The following is an 18,623-nucleotide window of genomic DNA, read 5'->3' as shown; positions in this document are numbered from 1 at the left end:
TTTTCGGGGTTCACTTCAAATAGAGAGGTTTTTTTATAGGAATTTTGTAGTTGTTTCATCATAGCGAATAGGATGGTGTGTTATATCCTGTTTTAATAGTTGCGTGCGTAACGGTTCGTGCATGATGGAGAAATATACAGAGTTTGCTTTTTTCTCTATATCTAAAGCGGCATGGTCAAATGTTTTTGTATGAGTAAGGATTGGAAGTTCGATTTTTTTCTTGTTTTTTGAAAGATAAGTTTGTCCTTTTTGTGACATGCCTAACAGGCGGATATATGGTGCGTGTTGTTCTATATTTGCGCTACGTATTTCCTCTTTTGTTGTGTTTGTTAAAATGTGTGTACAAGCTCTTTGTAATCTAGTCCATGTATAACGTTTTGTTTTTAATGCTTCCATGAATGAATAGAAGGAGGAACTGTTTTGTATTTTTGATAAAATACGATGCTCTAAACCTTCTTCTATTTCATATATATGTCGTAAGTCCCCTGGAGACATCGTCATGAGTTTATATTTAAAAAATGAAAAGTATTGTTCCCAATTATGTAATATCCCGTAGTTTTGTTTGTAATTTGCTAAAAGCGAAGTGGTTGCCTGTGGGAGAAAAGGTTCAATTGTTGTAAATGATCCTTCTTCGCTAAAGAGTTGTTTTCGGATGCTTGTCGCGCTTGCAATATATTGGTCATTAAATGTTTCATCATGATAATGAGAGGCAAATCTTTGTATAGTTTGAGCTTGTATAGAACTATTCTGTGACAGAATTGCTTTCATATATTGGAAGCCTAAAATATTATTTGGTTGTGACATATCAATGTTGTTTTCGGATGTTAAAATGTGTGAGAAAGCATCTGATGTTGCTTTTGCATAACTATTACCAGCGTCCATGAATTGTTTTACAAGGCAGTTAAAAGTCTCTTCTTCGTTTTTTTGTACGGAGATGGTATTATAAAAGTTTTTGATTTGTCCATCCTCACTACCGAAACAAATTTCAGAAACACGTAGGGCATTTAAAATGGAAATAGCACCATTTGCGAAGGTTTCAGCCTTTTGTGTTGCAAAGACGTATGGAAGCTCTACAACAAGGTCTACGCCGTTTGCTAAGGCCATTTTAGTGCGATACCATTTGGAAATGAGTGCGGGCTCACCACGCTGTAAAAAAGGACCACTCATAACGGCAATTATTATATCGGATTGTGTTAACTTTTTTGTCTGTTGCACATGATAAAGATGACCGTTATGAAAAGGGTTATATTCAACAACAATACCACCAGCTTTTATGGTAATCTCTCCTTTCGATGTAGCATCTTTTTGAAAAACGTGATACTCTATATATTATTTACTATGATGACTTCATTATAGTGTAAAGAAAAAACATTGACAAATATAAAATGGCTAGCTATAATTTTGTTTGTTGCCTTGAGGTGATATGATATGAAATGGTCCATCCATCAATTGAATAAATTGAGAAATAAAGGATTGACATTGGATGAGATGGTAGATGTAAGTGAGCTAAAAGAGGTCGAGAAAGATATTCGTGAAATTAATCCTGTGCATGTAATGGGAAGAGTTGATTTTGGCTCCGGTAAGTTTACGTTTCATCTACATATAACTGGAAGCATGGTTTTACCATGTTCTCGCTCTTTAGTAGATGTGACATTACCATTTGACATTAAAACAACTGAGGTGTTCCAAACTTCACAAGAAGAATTTGAAACTGAAGCTGAAATTCATTCTTTAGAAGGAGAAGTACTTGACTTACTGCCCGTAATCAAGGAAAATATACTTTTGGAGATTCCAATGCAAATTTTCAGTGATGATGTTTCTGGTGGAGCACCGACGCAAGGTCAAGACTGGCAAGTGATTTCGGAAGAAGACAAAGAAAAGACTGTTGATCCAAGATTGGCAGGACTTGCAAAGTTTTTTGACAAATAATCGGAAGACTGGTTCAGGCCTTCATATGAAAATAACTATTTCTTTTAAGGAGGTGGGAAGAATGGCTGTACCTTTTAGAAGAACTTCTAAAACAGTAAAAAGAAAGCGTCGTACGCATTTCAAATTATCAGTACCTGGTATGGTAGAGTGCCCAAGCTGTGGTGAAGCGAAATTAGCTCACCGTGTATGTAAAGCATGCGGTACTTACAAAGGTAAAGAAGTAATCAGCAAGTAATTGCGGGAAAATAAACGCAGAAGATATCTTCTGCGTTTATTTTTTTTTGTCTTAATCTTTAGTTGTTGTATTCTATCTTTTCTAGTAACTGCATATGCTTAATAAAAAATGCATAGGGAGGACTAGAGAGATGGCGACAACAAGACAAGATGCTTGGACTGATGATGAAGATTTGCTTCTGGCAGAAGTAGTACTCCGGCATATTCGAGAAGGTGGAACACAACTTTCTGCCTTTAAGGAAGTGGGAAAAAATTTATCACGTACACCAGCAGCATGTGGATTTAGATGGAATTCTTACGTAAGAAAGCAATATAAAGAACGTATTGAGGAAGCAAAGCAACTTCGTAAAGTAGAAAATTATGAAGTGAAAGAGACGAAGGTGTTAGAACCTACGTCAATTACGTTGAATGATGTTATTGACTTCTTGCAAAATTATAAAGATGAAAACTCTTTAACGGTGTTGCAACAACAAGTTGAATCATTACAAACAGAAAGAGAGCGTCTTCTGGAGCGATTATCAGTATATGAGGAAGAGTATAGAACATTACTTGATTATATCGATCAAAAAAGAAGTGTAATGGTAGTGGAAAGAAACAACGCTCGCTCGAATGAAAAGTTAGAGAAGCTTAAGAAATAAAAAACAGCTGTTATACAGCTGTTTTTTTTATTTATTTATTAAGCCGATTCTTCGTTTGTAACCGCATTCAAATTTGTTTCTGGATGCCAAATATAAAAATCTCCATCAGTTACTGATACGGGGTTGAAACTTAATTTATCCCAAAAACCAGATGAATGAATACGCGCTATCGTTTTAATAGGAAATTGCATTTGTTTCGCATGATTTACAAGCATTTGCCCGAATCCTTGTTTTTGAAAAGTTGGTAATACTTCAAGTTTATAAAGTTCTAGGTAAGGACCTGTAATTTCGAATGGTTCTCCGCCGTTTCTTTTCATATATAGACTCATACGTGCAATTAGTGATCCGCCATAATAAATACCGTAAAATGGAGATTCACTGTCGTTTTCAATAATGTTTGCTTGCAATTCTTCCAGCATAGATAGTTCTTGGGCTCCGCACCCTTTAAATTTTTTAAATTCATCTAACGTTTTATAATTGATGAGCAAGCGCTCAACTTTTGGGAATCCCATTACATCACATCCTTTTCTTATCTCGTTGAATGCAGAAAAGTAAAAATATTTACAATAATAGTATAACTCATTTTTTTATTTTTATGAAGAAGATAGTATATTTCTTTTATTATTTTTTTGAGGATTTGCTAAACTAAGAGTATAAGTGTATTAATAGGCAGTATATACGTAGTGAAAAATGAGAGTGTATTTGTTTGGCAGAGGACAACGAAATTATAGGGCGTGCTCATGTACTTTAAAAAGATATAAAAAAAGGGGGGCGGCAAGGGCGCTTAATGTGAATCCCTTGTGTGAAAATGAAAATTGGAATTGTCGGACCAGGTGCTATTGGTCTATTGTATACATTTTATTTACAAAAAAGTAATCAAAATGTTACGTTGTTTACAAGAACAGCTAAGCAGGCTGAAGAGTTAAATGAAACAGGTGTAACTTGTATTAGAGATAGAACATGTGAAACAGTATATCCATCTGTTTTACCGATAGAAAGTATGGTAGCGCAAAATTTAGATTATATATTTATTGCTGTGAAGCAATATCATATAGATGACATACTACCGTTTGTGGAAGGGGCAGCATCATTAATCTTTTTGCAAAACGGAATGTCACATCTTCAAAAGATGCTGAACATAGGGTGTGAAAATATAGCTGTTGGTATTGTAGAACATGGTGCGAAAAAAGAGGGAGGGCATATCGTTCATCATACTGGAGTTGGGGTAACGAAATTTGGAGTGGTTTGTGGTCAATCTATACATTTCGAAAGTGTATTCCATTCTTTTCCCGTGTCTTATTTTCCAGTTCAAATAGAAACGGATTGGAAAGAGATTATGCATAAAAAATTAGTGGTAAATGTATGTATCAATCCGTTGACGGCGTTATTGGGAGTTAAGAATGGTGAATTAACCAAGAATCGTTTTTTTTATCAAATGATGGAGCAAGTGTTTCAGGAGGTCGCCTTTCTTATTAGAGGAGAAAAAGAGATGGTATGGCAAATGGTACGCAATGTGTGTGAAGGAACGTCTCGTAATACATCCTCTATGCTAGCCGATGTAAGAGCGAATAGACAGACGGAAATTAATGCGATTGTTGGATATGTATTAGAAGAGGCTAAGAAACAGCAACGACCAGTTCCGACACTTCAATTTTTGTTCGATGCAATAAAAGGGTTAGAAACAAGAGTATAAGTGTTATTCTTTGCTTTTACGTGAAACATTGACTACAATGTGGATTGGTGAGAGAACTGGATACGAAAGGAAGAATTATATGGAGATAAAAGAAATCTCTGTTCCGCAACAAGGTGTTGTAGCGGACTATATGAACGGTAAAAAAGAGATACAGTCATGTTTTGATTATATGTTAACAGAAGATGCTTTTAAACAGCGTTTACATGATTTGCGTGAAAGGGAGTTTTTCCGCCAAGATGTAGTAGCGCATTTATTAGAATATAATACAAAATTACAAGCGGGAGAATCTACACTTCAAAATGTAAAAGCGCTTGGAGATGAAAATACATATGTTGTAATAGCTGGACAACAAGCGGGGTTATTAACTGGACCGCTTTATACAATTCATAAAGTTATTTCAATTTTAAAGCTTGCAAAGGAAAAAGAAGAAAGTTTAGGGGTGAAAGTTGTCCCTGTCTTCTGGATTGCGGGTGAAGACCATGATATGGATGAGATTAACCATACTTTTTTAGCGAAAAATAAAAAGATGAAAAAAACTATTTTTTATGATCGTAATCCGAAAAAGGCGAGTGCTTCTGAGTCTGAACTTTCTGTTGAAGATTGTAGAAATTGGATTGAAGAGATTTTTAAAACATATCCAGAAACAAATTTTACAAAGGATGTATTAAAATTTGTTGATGATGCTTTGGAAAAATCGAATACGTATGTAGATTTCTTTGCTCATCTTATTACGAAAATCTTTGCTAATTCTGGTTTAATCCTTGTTGATTCACATCATCCTGAATTAAGAAAGTTAGAAATTCCATTTTTTAAGCGAATTATAAGTAAGTATAAAGAGGTACAAGAGGGCCTTCGTAATCAGCAGGAAGTAATTAAAGAACTAGGATACAAACCGATTATTGAAACGAAGTCTCATGCAGTGCATATATTTATGGAAATAGATAATGAACGAGTATTGCTTGAGGAGCATCAAGGTAAGTTTGTTGGAAAGGATGGGGCGCATTCATTTTCATACGAAGAGTTGATTGAAGAGATGGAGAGAAATCCGGCACGTTTTAGTAATAATGTTGTAACACGTCCTCTTATGCAAGAGTATGTATTTCCTACGCTCGCATTTATTGGAGGTCCAGGGGAATTAGCTTATTGGAGTGAATTACAACAAGTATTCCATACTGTCGGTTTTCAAATGCCACCTGTCGTTCCTCGTCTTACAATTACTTATGTGGAGAGATGTATAGCGACAGATTTATTCGATCTGCAATTGAGAGAAAGTGATCCGTTTTTAAATGATGTCGATAAACTGCGTGAAAACTGGTTGTCTAATCAAATAGAGGAACCGATTGATAATCATTTTGAAAAGGCGAAAAAAGAAATTGCCGATATTCATACATCTTTACAGCAATTTGTAAAGAAAATAGAGCCGGGGTTAAGTGCGTTTGCAGGGAAAAACGAATTGAAAATTAATGAACAAATTGAACTGCTGGAAAGAATGTTGAAAAGAAATGTTGAGAAAAAGTATGAGGTTCAGCTAAATAAATTTCGCCGTATACAATTCGCACTTCGTCCATTAGGTGCGCCGCAAGAACGTGTGTGGAATGTATGTTATTATTTAAATCAGTTTGGTTTGGATTTCGTTGATCGTGTAATGGAAAACCCTTTTTCTTGGGACGGAAAACATCATGTTATAAAACTATAAAATCTTGCTCCTTGGAGCAGGATTTTATTTTTATTCCGTTGAATTTACTGTGAAGTGATTTTTTTCTGAATTATCAATCAAAAAAATAGATGTGATAATTGTGTTGGATACTTAAATATATGACAAAATAGCACAAAATGTAAACGTATTATTCGCTTTTTCGACAGTTTTTTATTTAAATTCCCGCAAAAGATGATAAAATTTAGTATATAATAAAAGAAAATAGCGATTTGTATAGTATGTTGCCTTTATTGGTAAGTTAAATGAGTCGTTCTTTCGTATTATTTCATTCTCTAAGCGTGAAAGATGTGTTTAGAGGAAGGGATACATTCAACATAATTAATTGGAAAAAGAGTAGGTGCAACAATGTTTAAACACGTAACAGTGCTTTTAAAGGAAACAGTAGACGGCTTAGATATAAAGCCAGATGGTACATATGTAGATTGTACACTGGGGGGAGGAGGACATAGTTCTTATTTATTATCCCAATTAACTGAAGGTGGAAAATTAATAGCGTTTGATCAAGATGAGATAGCGATTCAAAACGCGAAAGAAAAGTTCTCTTCATACGGTGAACAGTTTATAACAGTAAAGAGTAACTTCCGCTATTTAGCTGAAAAACTGCAGGAAATAGGTATAACAGAAGTAGACGGTATTTTATTTGATTTAGGTGTTTCATCCCCACAATTAGATACACCAGAGCGAGGCTTTAGTTATCATCATGATGCACCGTTAGATATGCGGATGGATCAAGATGCCCCATTAACAGCATATGATGTTGTAAATAGTTGGTCATATGAACAACTTGTAAGGATTTTCTTCCAATACGGTGAAGAGAAATTTTCAAAACAAATTGCAAGAAAAATTGAAGCTTATCGTGAGAATAAAGCTATTGAAACGACAGGAGAATTAGTAGAGCTAATTAAAGAAGGTATTCCGGCTCCTGCTCGTAGAACTGGTGGGCATCCTGCTAAGCGAGTGTTTCAGGCAATTCGTATAGCTGTAAATGATGAATTAAAAGTATTTGAAGAAGCATTGGAATCTGCTATTGAGATGGTTAAGCCAGGTGGAAGAGTTAGTGTTATAACATTCCATTCATTAGAAGATCGTATTTGTAAAACAACGTTTAAGCGAAATAGTACAACGCCACAATTGCCGCCAGGATTACCGATTATTCCTGATGAATTTAAGCCAAAATTAAAGCTTATTACAAGAAAACCGATTTTACCTTCTGATATAGAGCTAGAAGAAAATAATCGTGCGCGTTCTGCGAAGTTGAGAATCGCTGAAAAACGATAAAAGGGAGAGAGAGGTATGACTAATTTAGCTGTAAAGTACAAACAACAAGCGCAAGAAGAGGTGCAAATTCAAACGCCCCCACAGCAGATGGTTAAGCCGAAAGTTAAAGCGAAAATTACAAGAATCGAAAAACTGTTGTATGTAGCGTTTATTGGCTTTTTATTGTATGCCTGTGTCGCGTTTATTGGAAATAAAGCAGGCCTTTATCAAGTTAATGTAGAAGCAGCGACGATAGAAGAAAAAATTGTACAGCAGCAAAAAGAAAATCAAGAATTACAAGCTGAAGTAGAGAAGTTAAGTCGCTATGAACGAATCGCTGAAGTTGCAAAAAAACACGGGCTAGAAATTAATGCGAATAATGTGAAAGGCCTCAAATAAGGCAATAGGTGTGAAGGAACGATGAAGAAGAATATGACTAAATTTCATACCAATAAGGGAGCAGGTTATTTTATGATATTTTTCCTCCTGCTCTTTTTGCTGTTATTAGCCCGATTTTTTTACATACAATCAACAGGAACAGTTCATAATCAAGATTTAGATGCACTTGCTAAACAAAAGCATAGTAAAACAGGAGTTCTTGAAGCGAACAGAGGAACCATTTATGATCAAAACGGTCATGTGTTAGCGCAAGACGCAAACTCTTATAAAATAGTAGCCGCCCTAAAAGGTGCTAACTCTGTTGAGAATAAAGAAGATACTGCAAAGAAAATTGCAGGAGTACTTGGAAAAGGCGAAGAGGATATTTTAGCTTCTTTAAATAAGGAAGGTAGAAGTCAAGTCGAATTTGGAACGTTAGGTAAGGATTTGACGAAAGAAAAGAAGGAACAAATAGAAGCGTTGAAGTTGCCGGGAATATCTTTTATTACAGAAAATGCAAGGGTGTATCCAAACGGTGATTTCGCATCTTACGTTATAGGTCATGCAAAACCAAATGAGAATGGAACCTCGGTAGGTCAATTTGGCATAGAGAAAAGCTTGGATAAATATTTAAGTGCTTCTAACGGAGAAGTAGCATATACAGGTGACCGTAAAGGTGTGTCTCTTGATGGTGGAAAAGTTAATGTAAAGGCACCTAAAAATGGAGATAACGCGTATTTAACAATTGATCACCGTGTCCAAAGTTATTTAGAAGACGCGATGAAAGCAGCAAGTAAGCAATATGAACCAGAAAGTTTAATAGGGATTGTTGCAGATCCGAAAACTGGAAAAATATTAGCGACGTCTACTAAACCTAGTTATGACCCTAATGATCGTCAAATTAAATATTTCTTCAATGACGCAATTGCCAATGCATTTGAACCTGGATCAACAATGAAAATTTTCACGTTAGCGGCAGCTATTAATGAAGGTGTGTACAAAGGGCAAGATTATTATCAGTCCGGGACATATCAAGTCGGAAATAGGAAAATAAAAGATCATAACGGCGGTGCTGGTTGGGGCTCTATCACGTTTGATGAAGGGGTAGAACGTTCTTCAAACGTAGCGTTTGCAATTTTAGGAGATCAAAAACTTGGTCCAGAACGTTTCCGAAAATATATTCATAGTTTTGGATTAGATGAAAAAACGAACATTGATTTATCAGGTGAAGGATCGAATACAATTTTATTTGATCAGCAAATACAACAAGTGACAACAGCTTTTGGACAAGGTTCCACTGTAACACCAATTCAGCTTGTACAAGCTGCAACAGCTATTGCAAATGATGGGAAAATGATGAAACCTTATGCAATTGATAAAATTGTAGATCCGATAACAGGGAAAGTAAAATTAGAACATAAGCCAGAAGAAGTAGGAAAACCTGTTACAAAGGAAACAGCAGCGCAAGTAAGACAGTTATTAGAACGTGTTGTTACATCTCCGAAAGGTACAGGGACAGCTTATAAAATTGATGGATATTCAGTTGGTGGTAAAACAGGTACAGCGCAAATTCCGGATGGAAAAGGCGGCTATATGACAGGGAGACAGAATTATATATTCTCATTCTTAGGTATGGCACCAATGGACGACCCACAACTTGTTGTTTATGTAGCTGTAAAACAGCCAAAATTAAAAGATGATGAGAACGGTGCACAGCCTTTAGCTGATATTTTTAAATATGTAACAAAAAATAGTTTAGAGTATTTAAAGATTAAGCCAAATGAAGTGAAAGATCCGAAAAAACATCTGAAAGAGCAACAAACTACTGTTCCAGATGTAACTGGTAAAACGATGGCTGAAGCGGGGAAAGCAATTGATAAAGCAAAACTTCGTCCAATCGTATTAGGTGAAGGGAAAGTACAGCAACAAGTACCAAAAGCGACTGAACAAACATTGAAAGGCGACCGAGTCTTCTTGGTAGGAGATAAGCCTACAATGCCAAATATACAAGGATGGGCACTGCGTGATGTTATGAATTTAGCGAAGACATTACAGCTTAACTTGAAGCCTTCTGGTACAGGATACGTAACAGAACAAAGTGTGGCGGAAGGAACATTATTACAACCTGGTACAGAATTAGGTGTCACACTCGTACCGCCACTCGAACCACAACAAGAAGCAGAAAAGCCGTAATGGTAAAAGAGAAGAAGTTCTAATTAAATAAGTACAAGCATATATTGGAACAAGCTAGGCGTAAGGGAGGCTTGTTCCGATATGCGTGTATCAAATGTAACAGTTAGAAAACGACTTATTTTTATACTTATATCAGGTATACTTATCTTCACTATTATCGATATTCGTCTTGGATATGTGCAATTTTTTCTTGGGAATATGTTAACGGATCGTGCGAAAGATTCATGGAGTCGTAATATTACTTTTGAACCCGAACGTGGGAAAATTTTAGACCGAAATGGTGTGGAACTTGCCACGAATAAAAGTGCTCCAACTGTCTTTGTTGTACCGAGGCAAATTGAAAAACCAGCAGAGACTGCAGAGAAGTTAGCTGCAGTATTAGGTGTGGAAAAAGATGAGATTTATAAGAGGATTACAAAAAAAGAATCGATTGTAAGGTTAGATAAAGGCGGAAGGAAAATATCACATGACAAAGCGAAAGAGGTACGAGGCTTAAGTTTGAAGGGCGTGTATATCGCAGAGGATTCTATCCGGTACTACCCATTTGGGAATTTTTTATCACATGTATTAGGTTTTGCAGGTAGCGATAACCAAGGTCTTATGGGACTAGAAAAATATTATGATAAGGAGCTAAATGGGGACAAAGGTCATGTGCGTTTTTTTGCAGATGCGAAAGGACAAAGGATGCCTAATGTTGGTGATGATTTCAAAAAACCAGAAGCTGGTTTAAATTTAGGATTAACAATCGATGCGCGTATTACAAGGATTATGGAAAGAGAAATGAATATTGCGGAGTCAACTTATAATCCAGACGGTATGATTGCGATTGCAATGAATCCTAAAAATGGTGAAATTTTAGGTATGTCTAGTCGGCCGAGTTTTGATCCAGCGGATTTTCAAAGTGTCTCTCCAGAAGTGTATAACAGAAATCTACCTGTGTGGAGTACGTATGAGCCTGGTTCAACATTTAAGATCATTACATTAGCTGCAGCATTGAATGAAAATTTAGTAGACTTAGAGAAGGATACGTTTTATGATGATGGAGCAGCTGAAGTCGGTGGAGCTAGATTGAAATGCTGGAAAGCAGGAGGTCATGGCAGTCAAACGTTTTTAGAAGTCGTTCAAAACTCATGTAACCCGGGATTTATTGAACTTGGTGATCGCCTTGGTAAAGACCGATTATTTAAATACATTCGTAATTTTGGTTTTGGGCAGAAGACTGGAATTGACTTGCAAGGTGAAGGCAGTGGGATTTTATTTAATTTAGATAAAGTTGGTCCAGTAGAGCAAGCAACAACTTCATTCGGCCAAGGGGTTTCTGTTACACCAATTCAACAAGTAGCAGCTGTAGCGGCGGCTGTAAATGGTGGAACATTGTATCAGCCGTATATAGCTAAGGAGTTTATTGATCCAAAAAATAATCAAGTTGTTAGTAAAAAGACACCTGTTGAGAAAAGAAAAGTTATTTCCAAGGAAACTTCAGAAAAAGTTCGTTATGCATTAGAGAATGTTGTAGCGAAAGGTTCTGGTAAAGGAGCTTATATTGATGGATATCGTGTAGGTGGAAAAACGGGTACTGCTCAAAAGGTGAAAGATGGTAAATATTTAGAGAATAATTATATTGTATCTTTTATCGGATTTGCTCCAGCGGATGATCCAGAGATTGTTGTGTATGTTGCTGTGGATAATCCAAAAGGGGTTACACAGTTTGGTGGAGTGGTAGCAGCTCCAATTGTCGGGAATATCCTTCGAGATGCTCTTCCTGTTATGGGAGTGAAACCGAGAAAAGAACAAGTTGAGAAAGAATATAAATGGGGCGATACACCAACTGTGGAAGTTCCGAATTTAATTGGAATGAAAAAGAAAGACTTACAAACACAACTCGTCGATTTGCAGCTTGATATAAGTGGAGATGGAGAGAAAGTAATTAAGCAATCACCAGAAGCGGGAGCTAAAGTAAAAGAAGGCTCAAAAATTAGAATTTACTTCGGGAATTAAAGGTAACATAGTACGTTTTATGGTACAATTGGTGGAAGTGAGTTCTTTATAGAACAGTTACTTAATGTGAGACAATAAGTGTCTCATTCATAAATAGGCCAGTAGCACTTACCTCCTTATATAGGAGGTAATGTGTTGCTTACTGAAAAAAAGATAAATAAACAATGTAGAGAGGGTTTAGTGAAATGAAGTTGCATACACTTTTATCATGTTTGCATGATTTTCCAGTTGTTCCAAAAGAAAATCCAGAAATCACATCTATAGAAGCTGATTCACGTAAAGTGAAAGAAGGAAGCTTATTTGTATGTATGAAAGGATATACGGTTGATAGCCATGATTTTGCTAAGCAAGCAGCGGCACAAGGAGCGGCTGCTATTGTTGCGGAAAGACCAATTGATGTTGACGTTCCAGTTGTACTTGTGAAAAATACTTTTCGTTCGTTAGCGGTTTTAGCTGATTATTTTTATGGTCAACCGACACACAAGTTACATTTAATCGGAATTACAGGTACAAATGGAAAGACAACAACATCGCATATTATGGATGAGATTATGCGAGCACATGGTCATAAAACAGGGCTAATTGGGACGATTAATATGAAAATCGGTGATGAAACATTTGAGGTGAAAAATACAACACCAGATGCACTAACACTTCAACAGACGTTTTCAAAAATGGTTGAACAAGGTGTGGACAGCACGGTAATGGAAGTTTCGTCACATGCGTTAGATCTTGGTCGTGTACACGGATGTGATTACGATGTAGCGGTGTTTACGAATTTAACACAAGATCATTTAGATTATCATAAAACGATGGAAGAATATAAACATGCAAAAGGGTTACTATTTGCACAGCTTGGCAATAGTTATAATCATAATCGTGAAAAGTACGCTGTGCTGAATAGCGATGATAATGTAACAGAAGAGTATATGAGAAGTACTGCAGCAACAGTTGTAACATATGGTATTGATACAACAAGTGACATTATGGCAAAAAATATCGTTATGACGAGTGGCGGGACTACATTTACGCTTGTCACACCGTATGAAAGTGTAAATGTTACGATGAAATTAATAGGTAAATTCAATGTATATAACGTACTTGCAGCAACAGCGGCAGGACTTGTTTCGGGTGTGAAATTACAAACAATCATTGCTGTTATAAAAGAACTAGCTGGGGTTCCAGGACGTTTTGAAGTTGTTGATGGCGGACAAAATTATACAGTTATTGTTGATTACGCGCATACGCCGGATAGTTTAGAAAATGTATTAAAAACTGCAAAACAATTTGCAAAAGGTGATGTGTATTGTATCGTTGGTTGTGGCGGCGATAGGGATCGAACAAAGAGACCGATAATGGCAAGTGTTGCAACAAAATATGCAACTCATGCAATTTATACATCAGATAATCCAAGAAGTGAAGATCCAGCGGCTATTTTAGATGATATGGTACAGGGTGCAAGTGGGAATAATTATGAAGTGATTATTGATAGAAAAGAAGCGATACACCATGCGATCGCTAATGTGAAAGCAGATGATATCATTATTATTGCTGGTAAGGGTCATGAAACGTATCAAATTATTGGTAAAGAAGTTCATCATTTTGATGATCGTGAAGTTGCGAAAGAAGCAATTACAGGGCGTTTAAACAACGAAGAGTAACAACGTGAGAGGAGGACTACATGTGCTTGAGCAAGGTTTATTAGTAACGGCTGGGGTAGCATTCTTAATTTCTGTTGCCCTTTCGCCATTGTTTATTCCATTTTTAAGAAAATTAAAGTTCGGACAGAGTATTCGTGATGAGGGACCAAAGTCACATCAAAAAAAATCAGGGACACCGACAATGGGCGGTATTGTCATATATGTATCTATGATGGTCACTTCACTTATTATGGCGATTAAGTTTAATCATTTAGGTGCAGAGGTTTCGTTATTATTATTAGTGACATTTGGTTATGGATTGATTGGATTTTTAGATGACTACATAAAGGTAGTTAAGAAGAGAAATCTTGGTTTAACATCAAAACAAAAATTAGTAGGTCAGCTTGTTATTGCTATTGCGTTCTTTTTAATTGGAAAAGGGCAAGCATTTCACACATATATCATGATTCCAGGTACGGATGTTAAGTTTGAATTAGGTTGGGCGTATTTTGTACTTGTGCTATTTATGCTAATCGGTGGCTCGAATGCGGTTAACTTAACTGATGGTTTAGATGGTTTATTATCAGGAACAGCGGCTATTGCATTTGGAGCATTTAGTATTATTGCAGTAGCGCAAGAACAATTTGGAGTTGCGATATTCTGTATGGCAGTTGTCGGAGCAGTACTGGGATTTTTAGTATTCAACGCGAATCCAGCAAAAGTATTTATGGGGGATACAGGTTCCTTAGCTTTAGGTGGAGCTATCGCAGCTGTAGCAATTTTATTAAAACAAGAATTACTACTTGTAATTATTGGTGGAGTATTCGTAATGGAAACTTTATCTGTTATTATTCAAGTTATTTCGTTTAAAACAACAGGAAAACGTGTCTTTAAAATGAGTCCATTACACCACCATTATGAATTATGTGGTTGGTCAGAATGGCGCGTTGTTGTAACGTTTTGGTCTGTAGGATTTTTATTAGCTGTGTTAGGAATTTATATCGGGGTGTGGATGTAATTGAAAACTGTAACTGAATTTCAAAATAAAAATATTCTTGTATTAGGCATTGCAAAGAGTGGTTATGCAGCAGCTACTTTGTTGCAAAAATTAGGGGCGAATGTCATTGTAAATGACGGAAAGCCTTTAGCAGACAATGTACTTGCTGCAGAATTACAAGCAAAAGGAATGGACGTTGTATGCGGTGGCCATCCTTTAGAATTATTAGAGAGAAATATTTCTCTTGTCGTTAAAAATCCAGGAATCCCGTATTCTAATCCAATATTAGTTGCTGCGAAAGAAAAAGAAATTCCAATTGTTACGGAAGTTGAATTAGCATATCGTATTTCAAAAGCACCATTTGTTGGAATTACAGGGTCTAATGGTAAAACGACGACAACAATGCTGACATTTGAAATGTTAAAAGAAGGGCAAAAGCATCCTGTTATTGCAGGGAATATAGGAACTGTAGCTTGTGAAGTAGCACAGGATGCAAAAGAAAATGAAGTTGTAGTTACAGAGCTTTCATCGTTCCAATTGATGGGAGTAGAATCGTTCCAACCTAAAATTGCAGCGTTCTTAAACTTATTTGAAGCCCACTTAGATTACCATGGGACGAAGAAGGAATATGGTTTAGCAAAAGCAAATGTTTTTAAAAACCAAACAGAAAACGATTATAGTGTAATAAATGCGGATGATGCAGATGTGATGGAGTTATCTGCGGATACTAAAGGTCAAAAAATCCTGTTTTCGACAACGAAAGAAATTGAAGATGGTGCGTGTATAAAAGATAACGCTCTTTATTTCAAAGGTGAAAAAGTTGTTGAAGTAAGTGATATCGTTTTACCTGGTCAACATAATCTAGAAAATATTTTAGCTGCGATGAGTATTGCGAAATTATTAGGTACTTCTAATGAAGCAATTACGGTCGTGTTAAAACGTTTTACTGGTGTAAAACATCGTTTAGAATATGTAACAACGATTAACAACCGTAAGTTTTATAATGATTCAAAAGCAACGAATATGTTAGCGACTGAGAAAGCACTATCTGCGTTTACACAACCGATTGTGTTACTAGCAGGTGGGCTTGATCGCGGAAATGAATTCGATGATTTAATTCCGTATTTCAAAAATGTAAAAGCGATTGTAACATTTGGACAAACAGCTCCCAAACTAGTAAGAGCGGCAGAAAAAGCGGGATTAGATATAATTGAAAGTGTCGATACTTTAGATGAAGCAGTGGTGAAAGCTTATGCTCATTCTAAAGAAGATGATGTTGTTCTTCTTTCTCCAGCGTGTGCAAGCTGGGATCAATTTAAAACATTTGAAGAAAGAGGAGACATTTTTATACAAGCTGTGCATAAACTTATATAAAGTAAATCAAAACATCAGTAGGCTAACACCTACTGATGTTTTGTTACATAGGGCAAAAGGTTCTGCCTAAAGAGGTGGTGTTTGTGGGTAATGAAGAAAACGCCTGATTTTATTCTCATCATCGTAACACTTTCATTGTTGACAATCGGAATGATTATGGTTTATAGTGCGAGTGCAGTTTGGGCCTCTTATAAAATGGGGGACTCATTCTTTTTTGCCAAAAGACAATTACTGTTTGCGGGTCTTGGTGTAGTAGCTATGTTTTTTATTATGAAAATTGATTATTGGGTGTGGCGTACGTATTCAAAAGTAATTTTGCTAGTTTGCTTCATTCTTCTTATTCTCGTTCTTATTCCTGGAGTAGGTCTTGTTCGAGGAGGAGCACGAAGTTGGATTGGGATCGGAGCATTTTCGATTCAACCGTCAGAATTTATGAAGTTTGCGATGATTATTTTCTTGGCAAAGTTTTTAGCGGAACGGCAAAAATTGATTACATCTTTTAAACGTGGTTTATTACCGGCTCTTAGTTTTGTGTTTCTTGCTTTTGGGATGATTATGTTACAGCCAGACCTTGGGACAGGAACGGTAATGGTTGGGACATGTATCATTATGATATTTATTTCGGGAGCGAGGGTCTTTCACTTTGCGATGTTTGGTTTGCTTGGTGTAGCAGGGTTTGTAGGGTTAATCGCATCAGCACCGTATCGAATGAAGCGCATTACATCATATTTAGACCCGTGGGCAGATCCGCTTGGAAGTGGATTTCAAATTATCCAATCATTACTCGCAATTGGACCCGGTGGATTATTTGGACTTGGGCTTGGACAAAGTAGACAAAAATTTCTTTATTTACCTGAACCACAAACTGACTTTATATTTGCAATCTTATCCGAGGAATTAGGTTTTATTGGTGGTTCATTTGTGTTATTATTATTTAGTCTATTATTATGGCGCGGGATTCGTATCGCATTAGGAGCGCCAGATTTATATGGTACGTTTTTAGCAGTAGGTATTGTGGCGATGATTGCGATTCAAGTAATGATTAATGTTGGTGTTGTAACAGGACTGATGCCCGTTACGGGTATTACCTTGCCGTTTTTAAGTTATGGTGGATCAAGTTTGACATTAATGTTAATGGCAGTAGGTGTATTATTAAATATAAGTCGCCATTCTCGCTACTAAACCCTGTTTATAAGACAGGGTTTTTCGTATGTGTGTAAAAATGCAATATGTATATAGAAATAAATATAATGGAAATAAGAAAAGAGAAGCGGAGGAGTTAGTAGTGCGTGTATTAGTGAGTGGTGGGGGTACTGGTGGTCATATTTATCCAGCTCTTGCTTTAATTAGAGAAATAAAAAAGTTAAATCCAGAAGCAAGATTTTTATATATTGGTACGGAAAATGGACTAGAGAGTACAATCGTTCCAAAAGCAGGTATACCATTTCAATCTATTGTTATAAGCGGATTTAAACGAAAAATATCATTAGATAATGTGAAAACAGTAATGCGTTTTCTAAAAGGTGTACAGGATAGTAAACGATATATTCGTCGTTTTAATCCGGATATCGTAATTGGAACGGGTGGATATGTATGTGGACCAGTTGTATACGCTGCAGCCAAATTAGGTATTCCGACTATTGTACATGAACAAAATAGTGTACCAGGTGTAACGAACAAATTTTTAAGTCGTTATGTTGATAAAGTTGCTGTTTGTTTTGAAGCAGCTACAGAGCATTTTCCAGAGTCAAAAGTGGTAATGACAGGTAATCCGCGAGCATCAGAGGTAATGGATCAAAATGGAATGAAAGGGAAACGTTCAGTTGGGCTTTCTCTTCCTAAAAAGTCTGTACTTATATTTGGTGGAAGTCGTGGGGCTAGACCGATTAACGATGCCTTCGTTGAAGCAATTGAACAGTTTGGGAACAAAAGCTACGAAATACTATATGTAACAGGTGAAGTACATTATGACAAAGTGATGGAAGCCGTGAAGCAAAAAGGGAACCCGAACAATGTTATTATTAAGCCGTTCATTCATAATATGCCAGAGGTACTAACTGGTGTAGACCTTGTTGTTTCAAGGGCTGGGGCAACAACACTTGCAGAATTAACAGCGTTAGGAAAACCAAGTGTGTTAATACCGAGTCCGTACGTAACAAATAATCATCAGGAAAAGAATGCACGTTCAGTTGTTGATAAAGGAGCGGCAAAAATGTTACTTGAAAAAGATTTAACAGCTGAAACACTTATTCGTGATATTGATGAGATTTTATTGGATGCACAAACATTACAAAATATGAAGCTAGCTGCTAAGAAACTAGGTATTCCAGATGCAGCAAATAAGCTGTATGAAGTAATGAATAAGCTTGTAAAAAAATAAAGTGAGGCTTTAATCAGTGGGGAGTGATTCTCTCTCGTTGATTATTACCTTTCACTAATCGGATGTTTACTGGCATCCCGATACCGCCTAACTTCTTTGTTACCGCCGAATTTTGATTTAGGAGCTGTAATGCCCGTAAATAGAGGGATAACGTTAGGTGAACGCCCTGCATATTATTGTCATAAGGAGACTTAA

At 36.4% G+C, this 18,623-nt stretch carries 16 protein-coding genes; 14 read left to right on the top strand and 2 right to left on the bottom strand.

Features of this window, described 5'->3' with window-relative positions; all coding sequences use genetic code 11:
* Positions 1-33: 33 nt before the first annotated feature.
* Complete coding sequence (locus tag BCG9842_RS19525) at positions 34-1,215, bottom strand: nucleotidyltransferase (RefSeq protein WP_003307657.1); 1,182 nt, start codon at positions 1,213-1,215, stop codon at positions 34-36.
* A 213-nt stretch (positions 1,216-1,428) separates the two neighbouring features.
* Between BCG9842_RS19525 and BCG9842_RS19520 the strand changes: the two genes are divergently transcribed.
* From BCG9842_RS19520 to BCG9842_RS19510, 3 genes are all read left to right on the top strand, one after another.
* Positions 1,429-1,929 (top strand): YceD family protein, encoded by a 501-nt coding sequence (locus BCG9842_RS19520; RefSeq protein WP_000872137.1) that lies wholly within the window; start codon positions 1,429-1,431, stop codon positions 1,927-1,929.
* A 61-nt stretch (positions 1,930-1,990) separates the two neighbouring features.
* Complete coding sequence (rpmF, locus tag BCG9842_RS19515; protein ID WP_001984764.1) at positions 1,991-2,164, top strand: 50S ribosomal protein L32; 174 nt, start codon at positions 1,991-1,993, stop codon at positions 2,162-2,164.
* A 130-nt stretch (positions 2,165-2,294) separates the two neighbouring features.
* The gene (locus BCG9842_RS19510) at positions 2,295-2,801 is read left to right on the top strand and encodes an RsfA family transcriptional regulator (RefSeq protein WP_000246470.1); all 507 of its coding nucleotides are present in this window, start codon (positions 2,295-2,297) and stop codon (positions 2,799-2,801) included.
* Positions 2,802-2,839: 38 nt separating this feature from the next.
* Here BCG9842_RS19510 and BCG9842_RS19505 read toward each other — a convergent pair whose 3' ends face one another.
* Positions 2,840-3,313: an N-acetyltransferase gene (locus BCG9842_RS19505; RefSeq protein WP_000506698.1), complete on the bottom strand. Its 474-nt coding sequence runs from the start codon at positions 3,311-3,313 to the stop codon at positions 2,840-2,842.
* Between the two features lie 296 nt (positions 3,314-3,609).
* Here BCG9842_RS19505 and panE point away from each other — a divergent pair, with 296 nt between their 5' ends.
* From panE to murG, 11 genes are all read left to right on the top strand, one after another.
* Complete coding sequence (gene panE / locus BCG9842_RS19500; RefSeq protein ID WP_002082267.1) at positions 3,610-4,494, top strand: 2-dehydropantoate 2-reductase; 885 nt, start codon at positions 3,610-3,612, stop codon at positions 4,492-4,494.
* Positions 4,495-4,573: 79 nt separating this feature from the next.
* Positions 4,574-6,190 carry a bacillithiol biosynthesis cysteine-adding enzyme BshC gene (gene bshC, locus BCG9842_RS19495; RefSeq protein ID WP_000403044.1) on the top strand — a complete coding sequence of 539 codons (1,617 nt, stop codon included), beginning with the start codon at positions 4,574-4,576 and terminating at the stop codon, positions 6,188-6,190.
* Positions 6,191-6,556: 366 nt separating this feature from the next.
* Entirely contained in the window at positions 6,557-7,489 is a 933-nt protein-coding gene (gene rsmH, locus BCG9842_RS19490) for a 16S rRNA (cytosine(1402)-N(4))-methyltransferase RsmH (RefSeq protein WP_000472508.1), read from the top strand.
* A 15-nt stretch (positions 7,490-7,504) separates the two neighbouring features.
* Positions 7,505-7,867, top strand: a complete 363-nt coding sequence (gene ftsL, locus BCG9842_RS19485) for a cell division protein FtsL (protein ID WP_000182806.1) — start codon at positions 7,505-7,507, stop codon at positions 7,865-7,867.
* A 21-nt stretch (positions 7,868-7,888) separates the two neighbouring features.
* Entirely contained in the window at positions 7,889-10,039 is a 2,151-nt protein-coding gene (locus tag BCG9842_RS19480; protein WP_000739962.1) for a penicillin-binding protein, read from the top strand.
* 81 nt (positions 10,040-10,120) lie between these two features.
* On the top strand, positions 10,121-12,037 hold the full coding sequence (locus BCG9842_RS19475; RefSeq protein WP_001266235.1) for a stage V sporulation protein D: 1,917 nt from the start codon (positions 10,121-10,123) through the stop codon (positions 12,035-12,037).
* A gap of 185 nt (positions 12,038-12,222) precedes the next feature.
* Positions 12,223-13,698 carry a UDP-N-acetylmuramoyl-L-alanyl-D-glutamate--2,6-diaminopimelate ligase gene (gene murE, locus BCG9842_RS19470; RefSeq protein WP_000766291.1) on the top strand — a complete coding sequence of 492 codons (1,476 nt, stop codon included), beginning with the start codon at positions 12,223-12,225 and terminating at the stop codon, positions 13,696-13,698.
* Between the two features lie 22 nt (positions 13,699-13,720).
* The gene (gene mraY, locus BCG9842_RS19465) at positions 13,721-14,695 is read left to right on the top strand and encodes a phospho-N-acetylmuramoyl-pentapeptide-transferase (protein ID WP_000893058.1); all 975 of its coding nucleotides are present in this window, start codon (positions 13,721-13,723) and stop codon (positions 14,693-14,695) included.
* The gene (gene murD, locus BCG9842_RS19460) at positions 14,696-16,048 is read left to right on the top strand and encodes a UDP-N-acetylmuramoyl-L-alanine--D-glutamate ligase (RefSeq protein ID WP_000860096.1); all 1,353 of its coding nucleotides are present in this window, start codon (positions 14,696-14,698) and stop codon (positions 16,046-16,048) included.
* A gap of 90 nt (positions 16,049-16,138) precedes the next feature.
* Positions 16,139-17,230 (top strand): stage V sporulation protein E, encoded by a 1,092-nt coding sequence (gene spoVE / locus BCG9842_RS19455; RefSeq protein WP_000753521.1) that lies wholly within the window; start codon positions 16,139-16,141, stop codon positions 17,228-17,230.
* A 103-nt stretch (positions 17,231-17,333) separates the two neighbouring features.
* Positions 17,334-18,428, top strand: a complete 1,095-nt coding sequence (gene murG / locus BCG9842_RS19450) for an undecaprenyldiphospho-muramoylpentapeptide beta-N-acetylglucosaminyltransferase (protein ID WP_014894899.1) — start codon at positions 17,334-17,336, stop codon at positions 18,426-18,428.
* Positions 18,429-18,623 lie beyond the last annotated feature (195 nt).

It is taken from the genome of Bacillus cereus G9842 (assembly GCF_000021305.1).
In the GTDB taxonomy this organism is placed as follows: Bacteria; Bacillota; Bacilli; order Bacillales; family Bacillaceae_G; genus Bacillus_A; species Bacillus_A thuringiensis_S.
The sequence above is the reverse complement of the archived record's forward strand: the minus strand, read 5'-3'. Positions and strand labels throughout refer to the sequence as shown.

Excerpts from the sequence above, each read along its gene's own strand:
- spoVE (WP_000753521.1), top strand. The coding sequence starts at position 16,139 with ATGAAGAAAACGCCTGATTTTATTCTCATCATCGTAACACTTTCATTG.
- rsmH (WP_000472508.1), top strand. The coding sequence starts at position 6,557 with ATGTTTAAACACGTAACAGTGCTTTTAAAGGAAACAGTAGACGGCTTA.
- panE (WP_002082267.1), top strand. The coding sequence starts at position 3,610 with ATGAAAATTGGAATTGTCGGACCAGGTGCTATTGGTCTATTGTATACA.
- BCG9842_RS19505 (WP_000506698.1), bottom strand. The coding sequence starts at position 3,313 with ATGGGATTCCCAAAAGTTGAGCGCTTGCTCATCAATTATAAAACGTTA.
- BCG9842_RS19480 (WP_000739962.1), top strand. The coding sequence starts at position 7,889 with ATGAAGAAGAATATGACTAAATTTCATACCAATAAGGGAGCAGGTTAT.
- BCG9842_RS19475 (WP_001266235.1), top strand. The coding sequence starts at position 10,121 with ATGCGTGTATCAAATGTAACAGTTAGAAAACGACTTATTTTTATACTT.
- murE (WP_000766291.1), top strand. The coding sequence starts at position 12,223 with ATGAAGTTGCATACACTTTTATCATGTTTGCATGATTTTCCAGTTGTT.
- ftsL (WP_000182806.1), top strand. The coding sequence starts at position 7,505 with ATGACTAATTTAGCTGTAAAGTACAAACAACAAGCGCAAGAAGAGGTG.
- bshC (WP_000403044.1), top strand. The coding sequence starts at position 4,574 with ATGGAGATAAAAGAAATCTCTGTTCCGCAACAAGGTGTTGTAGCGGAC.
- BCG9842_RS19510 (WP_000246470.1), top strand. The coding sequence starts at position 2,295 with ATGGCGACAACAAGACAAGATGCTTGGACTGATGATGAAGATTTGCTT.
- rpmF (WP_001984764.1), top strand. The coding sequence starts at position 1,991 with ATGGCTGTACCTTTTAGAAGAACTTCTAAAACAGTAAAAAGAAAGCGT.
- BCG9842_RS19520 (WP_000872137.1), top strand. The coding sequence starts at position 1,429 with ATGAAATGGTCCATCCATCAATTGAATAAATTGAGAAATAAAGGATTG.